Genomic DNA, 5923 nt, shown 5'->3' on the forward strand with positions numbered 1-5923 from the left:
GTCACGGCGTGCGGAACCCGCGGAAGGTCACCTGCTTGCGGCTCTCGAAGCCGAGCCGTTCGTACAGCGCGATCGCGGCGGTGTTCGTCTCGGCCACGTGCAGGAAGGGGAGTTCGCTCCGGGAGAGGACGCGTGCGGTGAGCGCCTCCACCAGACGGACGGCATGGCCCAGCCCGCGCGCCTCGGGGGCCGTACAGACCGCGCTGATCTCGGTCCACCCCGGCGGCCGGAGCCGTTCGCCCGCCATGGCGACCAGCCTGCCGTGGTCGCGGACACCGAGGTAGGTACCGAGTTCATGGGTGCGCGGCCAGAACGGCCCCGGCCGGGTCCGCGCGGCGAGGTCGAGCATGTCGGGCACATCGGCCGCACCCAGTTCGACCACGTCGACGGCGCCACGGACCTGGCCGGACGGGCTGCCGTCGGCCCAGATCATCTGTCGCCCTTCCAGGACGAAGACCGGCTCCCAGTCCGCGGGCGGCACGGCCGGGGAACTGAACAGGTCGGCGAACGCGCCGGGCCCGAGCAGCCGGCCGAGATCGGCCCAGTCCGTCGCGTCCGGGGCCGGGGACACCGAGGAGAAGGTCGCCACGTCCGGCAGATAAGTCGCCGCCCGACCGCAACGCCGGGCGAGCCCCGCATGCCGACCGCGCAGCGACTCACCCACGGGGTCCTCGAGTACGGCTGTGGCACCGGCGCTCGTCATTCCGCGCTGCCCTTCTCGAACCGTTTCGTAGATCTTGAACCATATCCCCGCTCGGGCCCGGCCGACGCATCGGGGCAGGTCAGTTGAGACCCGCCATGACCCCGCCGTCAGCCGGGTCGTCATGGGCGGCGAGGTGCTGCACGCGAACTCTGTGCCGGGATGGCGGATGCCGGCGGATGTGACGGGGTGAGGTGGGCGCGCGGGGTGGACAGTGACGGCTGTCGGCGCGCGAGCCGTTGTCGTCCCCCGGGTCGCGAAGCCCCGTCAACGACCTTTTTCTCAGGTCAGGTTGAGACCCCCGTCGAGCACGATCACCTCGCCCGTCAGATAACCGTTGCCGATCACCGACGCCACCAGGTCGGCCACGTCGGCGGGTTGGGCCGGGCGGTGCATGGGTGCGCGGTCCCGCCAGAGTGCGTGGGCCTGGGCCCAGTCCTTCGTCATCGGGGTGTCCACCAGGCCCGGCGCCACCGCGTTCACCCGCACGTCGGGGCCGAGCGCGGCCGCGAGCAGCCGGGTCACATGGTTCAGTGCGGCCTTGCTCGCCGCGTACGGCACCGAGGAACCCTTCGGCCGTACGCCGGCATGGCTGGTGACGTTCACGATGCTGCCGCCCCCGGGGGACTGACGTAGCGCCGGAAGGGCCGCCGTGCACAGCACCCAGGGCGCGATGAGGTTGACCTCCAGCAGCTGCCGCCAGTCCGCCGGGGTCGCCGCCGCCAGGTCGGCATGCGGGATGGGCCAGCTGATGCCCGCGTTGTTGACCAGCACGTCCAGCCGCCCGAAGTGACCCAGTGCGGTCTCGACCAGTGCACGGGCCTCTTCCTCCACGCCCAGATCGGCCTGTACGTACGCCCCACCGAGCTCCGCCGCCAGCGCCCGCCCGGTCTCCGCACTGCGCCGCGAGTGCACGACGACCCGCATCCCGTCAGCCGCCAGCCGCCGTACGACGGCCTCCCCGATCCCCGACGTGGACCCGGTGACCAGGGCGACGGGACGGCCCCCTTGTTCGATGCTCATGGCAGTGGATCTTGCCACGGGCCTGCCATGAGGAGGGAAATCCGAGCGTCACTCACTCGACACCGGAGGTGCATGCATCTTGACCCCGCGTACCGACTGGATCACCCGAGCCGAGACCGGCTCCGACATCACCGCCGTCCGCGAGATCGACCTCGCGGCCCTCGACACCCCGCTGGAGGCCGACCTCGTCGACGCCCTGCGCAGCGACGTCTCGTGGATCGACGGCCTCAACATCGTGACCACCGACCAGGACGGCGAGGTCATCGGCCACGCGCTAGCCGGTGGGGCTCGCCACCCAGACCGCCAACGCGAGTTCGACGCGCCTCGCGGCGGAACCGGGGTTCACCGAAGTGGAGCGGTTCGGCATGTGGTGGCCGGCGCCTGGTCGAGCGGCCGTTTCCGGCCGGGCGGGCCGTGCGGGATGACTCGGTTCCCGCACGGCCCCCTCGTGTCACGGCTTGATGCCCACCCCGGCCCACGCACTGACCTCGGCGTCCGTGAGCTCCGGATCCGAACTCTGCGGGTCGTCGGGACGCCAGCGGTGGGTCAAGGAGATGCCCGGGTCGAGAAGGTCGAGGCCCTTGAAGAAGCGGGCGACCTCCGCCTGGCTGCGGACCTGGGCCCGGGTGCCCGCGGCGGCATAGATGCCGACGAGCTTCTCCCAGAGCGCCGGGGCGAAGTCGCCCGTGCAGTGGCTCACCGCCAGCGCGCTGCCGGAGGGCAGGGCGTCCAGGAGGCGGCCGACGATGCCGTACGGGTCCCAGTCGTCCGGCACGAAGTGCAGGATGGCGTTGAGGGACAGGGCCACCGGCCGGTTCAGGTCCAGGGTCCTCGCCAGCTCGGGGGAGCCCAGGATCGCCTCCGGGTCGTGAAGTCGCCCTGGACGTACGCGGTGCGGCCCTCGGGCGTGTTGCGCATCAGGCGCTCGGCGTACTTGAGGACCAGCGGGTCGTTGTCGGCGTAGACCACGCGTGCCTCGGGTGCCACGGACTGCGCGACCTGGTGCAGGTTCGGCTCGGTGGGGATGCCGGTGCCGATGTCCAGCCACTGGCGGACTCCGTACTCCTGCGCGAGGACACGGGTCGCGCGGTGCATGAAGGAGCGGATCTCACGGGCGCACGTGAAGATGCCGGGGTAGGTGGCCGCGACGGTCTCGGCCGCCTTCGCGTCGACGTCGAAATGATCCTTGCCGCCGAGGTAGTAGTCGTACATCCGGGCGGAGTGAGGCCGGCTGGTGTCGATCTCCCGCGCGGCGTGCGAGTCGGTCATCCTGTCCCTTTCAGGTGGTGTGCGTGGGGGTGTCGGGCAGGTCGCTGCCTTGGCAGGTCCGGCTCGGGTCGGTGGCTCAGCCGGCCGTCAGATGGTCGGCGAGGCCCCGCTTGACGCCCGCGACGAACGCGGCGATCTCCTGCGGGGTGCAGATCAGCGCGGGTCCGGCCGGATCGGTCGACTGCCGCAGCGCCACCCGGCCGTCGGCCAGGAGCTTCGTCTGCACGCACTGGCCGCCGTTGGGACCGCTCCACGGGGACTCCCAGCCCTGCTCGCCGAGGTCGGTGGCCGGCATCCCGTTGTAGACGTGACAGTCGGTGCTGGTCATGAGTACTCCTTGCGCATGCGGTTCAGGAGCGCCTTGCTGTCCGCGTCCGAGGTCAGCAAGGACATGCGGCTGTGCGCCTCCAGATGCGCCGACACGTCCGACCGCTGATCCAGGTACATCGCGCCGGAGAGGACCTCGGTGTAGACGATGTCCGGCAGTTCCGGTTCCTCGAAGCGGAAGTAGGTGAACGGGGCGCACGCGCCCACATGGGCACCGGCGGTGAACGGCACGACGTCGACGCTGACGTGCTCCAGCTCCGAGACCTCCAGGAGCCGTTCGATCTGCTCCCGCATGACCTCGGGGCCGCCCACCACCCGATGCAGTACGGCCTCTTCCATCACCACCCACAGCGTGGGCGCGTCGGGTCTCTCCAGCAGACTCTGACGGCGCAGCCGCAGGTCCACGCGCCGGGTGAGGTCCTCGTCGGCCTCGTTGGGGAAGCCGCCGCGCAGCACACCGCGCGCGTACGCGTGGGTCTGCAGCAACCCCGTGACGTAGTGCGGCTCGTAGGTGCGCAGGGTCCTGGCCCCGGCCTCCAGACTGACGTAGGCGCTGAACCAGTTGGGCAGCACATCGCGGTACGTGTGCCACCAGCCGGGCTCGTTGGCCCGCTCGGCGAGCACCACGAACTCGTCGATCTCCTGCCGGTCCGCCCCGTAGGTCTCCAGCAGCTTCTCCACATAGAGCGGCTTGAGGGCTACCTCGGCCTTCTCCAGGCGGCGGATGGTCAGCGACGTGACCCTCAGGGCCCTGGCCGCGTCCTCCAGCGACTTCCCCGCGCCCTGCCGCCGCTCCTGCAGACGTCGGCCCAGGATCATGCGCAGCACGGTGGGAGCACTGGTGCCACCGGTGCCCGTACGGCCTTCGCTCATGTCCCGACCTCCTGAGGGGCTGTCACCGACACGAGTCTGACAGCGGCTTGATGACGCCACCAGACGGATTCCGGCTTTCTGAAATTATCAGGGAGCTGGTTGCAGGTTGAACTTGGGTGCGAGCATAGTTACTTGTGTGAACCGTGCCGCCGAACGCGCGCACGGTGTCGCCAATCGCCCCTACCCTCTGGCGCGTTGGCACCTCCTCTAGCCCCGATGCGTCTCGCCCGGCCGCGCCACCGCCCCCACGGAAGGCCAACACCGTGTCCCCCCACACGACTTCGTCCCCGCAGCTGTTAGACGCCGTGGACCAGGAGCGAACCCACTGGATCGAACTCCCCGCGCACCGCTCCAGCGTCCGGGTCGCCCGTCGCTCCGTCGGCACCCGGCTCAAGTCGTGGAGCCTCCCGGGCGACCTGTGCGCCGACGCGGTCCTGCTCCTGTCCGAACTGGCCACCAACGCCGTGTGTCACACCCTCAGCGCCCGCATCCTGTGCGGCATCGGCCTGGTGACCGACGGAGTCCTCCGCCTTGAGGTCCACGACCACGACCACTCGGGCCCCACGCTCCGCCGGTGCCAGGCGGGCCTCGACGACGAGGGCGGCCGCGGTCTGTTCCTCGTGGAGCAACTCGCGGACACCTGGGGGGTGGACCGTTCGAGACTCACCGGCGGGAACGCCGTATGGGCGAACCTGACGGCCTGAACTAATCCTTCAGGGGCGTCAGTTGGGCCAACAGCAGCGTCCGGTCATCCGCCCCGGCCGGGTCGGAGGGGGTGTGCAGCAGGCGTCGGCACAGTTCGTGGAGGGGGTCCAGGCAGTCGGCGGGCTCGGTGGCGGCCTTGTCCAGGGTGTGGGCGAGGCGGGCGATCTCCTGGTCGATGTCGGCGTCCCGGGACTCGACCATGCCGTCGCTGTAGAGCACCAGCAGCGCGGGGTCCTCGACGGTCAGCACGGTCGGCTCGTAGCCGCCCGCGCCGAGGCCGAGCGGCAGGCCCGCGCCGACCAGCGTGACCGGCGCGGTCCGGCCGTCCGGGCCGCGCAGCAGCGGGGGAGGGTGGCCGGCGCCCACGAGGGTGCAGGTGTGGCGCCGGGCGTCCCACTCGGCGTAGATGCAGGTCGCGAAGGAGGCGCCCGGGGTGTCGCTGGCGAGCGCGTCGAGCCGCCGTATGAGATCGACCGCGGGGATGTCGAGGCTCGCCAGGGTGCGGACGGCGGTGCGCAGCTGGATCATCGCCACGGCGGACTCCGGGCCGTGCCCCATGGCGTCCCCGACGATGAGACTGACCCGGTCGCCCGGCCGTCGCAGTACGTCGAACCAGTCGCCGCCGATGATCGTGCCCTGGCCGGCCGCGAGGGACCCGTGGGCGATGCGGCAGCCCTCGACCTCCTGGATGGTGCCGGGCAGCAGGCTGTTGCGGATGGCCAGGGCGGTGCGGCGCTCGTGCTCGTAGCGGCGCGCGTTGTCCAGGGCGACCGCGGCCCGCGCGGCCAGCGACTCGACGGCCGCGACCTCCGCGGTGAGGAACGGCCCCCGGTCCGGTCCGCGGGAGCAGGCGACGAAGCCGATCGCCCCGCCCCGCAGCCGCAGCGGGACCACGAGGAAGGACTGCGCCTTGAGGAGCTCGCCGAGGCGCGCGTCCTCGTCGGCGGACGCGGCGAGCCGCTCGGTCGTGTGGTCGTCGACCGAGTCGAGCAACTGCGCGTGTCCGTCGACCAGGGCGCGGGCGTA

7 protein-coding genes and 1 pseudogene are annotated in these 5923 nt (G+C 71.3%); 1 reads left to right on the plus strand and 7 read right to left on the minus strand.

From position 1 onward, the window contains the following. Position 1: 1 nt before the first annotated feature. From ACI2L1_RS44775 to ACI2L1_RS44800, 6 genes and pseudogenes are all read right to left on the minus strand, one after another. The gene (locus tag ACI2L1_RS44775) at positions 2-703 is read right to left on the minus strand and encodes a GNAT family N-acetyltransferase (RefSeq protein WP_404745239.1); all 702 of its coding nucleotides are present in this window, start codon (positions 701-703) and stop codon (positions 2-4) included. A 279-nt stretch (positions 704-982) separates the two neighbouring features. Then, a complete protein-coding gene (locus tag ACI2L1_RS44780; RefSeq protein ID WP_404745240.1) occupies positions 983-1723 on the minus strand; it encodes an SDR family NAD(P)-dependent oxidoreductase in 741 nt (246 codons plus the stop codon). Positions 1724-1775: 52 nt separating this feature from the next. Further along, positions 1776-1994, minus strand: a complete 219-nt coding sequence (locus ACI2L1_RS44785) for a hypothetical protein (protein ID WP_404745241.1) — start codon at positions 1992-1994, stop codon at positions 1776-1778. 180 nt (positions 1995-2174) lie between these two features. Beyond that, positions 2175-2992, minus strand: a pseudogene (locus ACI2L1_RS44790) (SAM-dependent methyltransferase). Between the two features lie 76 nt (positions 2993-3068). Beyond that, entirely contained in the window at positions 3069-3320 is a 252-nt protein-coding gene (locus ACI2L1_RS44795; protein ID WP_404745242.1) for a DUF397 domain-containing protein, read from the minus strand. Beyond that, positions 3317-4192, minus strand: coding sequence for a helix-turn-helix domain-containing protein (locus ACI2L1_RS44800; protein WP_404745243.1), 876 nt, complete (start codon positions 4190-4192; stop codon positions 3317-3319). The genes ACI2L1_RS44795 and ACI2L1_RS44800 overlap by 4 nt, the downstream gene beginning before the upstream one ends. A gap of 305 nt (positions 4193-4497) precedes the next feature. Here ACI2L1_RS44800 and ACI2L1_RS44805 point away from each other — a divergent pair, with 305 nt between their 5' ends. Then, positions 4498-4896 carry an ATP-binding protein gene (locus ACI2L1_RS44805; protein ID WP_404745244.1) on the plus strand — a complete coding sequence of 133 codons (399 nt, stop codon included), beginning with the start codon at positions 4498-4500 and terminating at the stop codon, positions 4894-4896. A gap of 1 nt (position 4897) precedes the next feature. On the opposite strand, the gene ACI2L1_RS44810 is transcribed toward ACI2L1_RS44805, so the two are convergent. After that, positions 4898-5923: PP2C family protein-serine/threonine phosphatase (locus ACI2L1_RS44810; RefSeq protein ID WP_404745245.1), on the minus strand; the 1026-nt coding region annotated here is incomplete at its 5' end.

The organism is Streptomyces sp. NPDC019531, assembly GCF_044903305.1.
Taxonomy (GTDB): Bacteria; Actinomycetota; Actinomycetes; order Streptomycetales; family Streptomycetaceae; genus Streptomyces.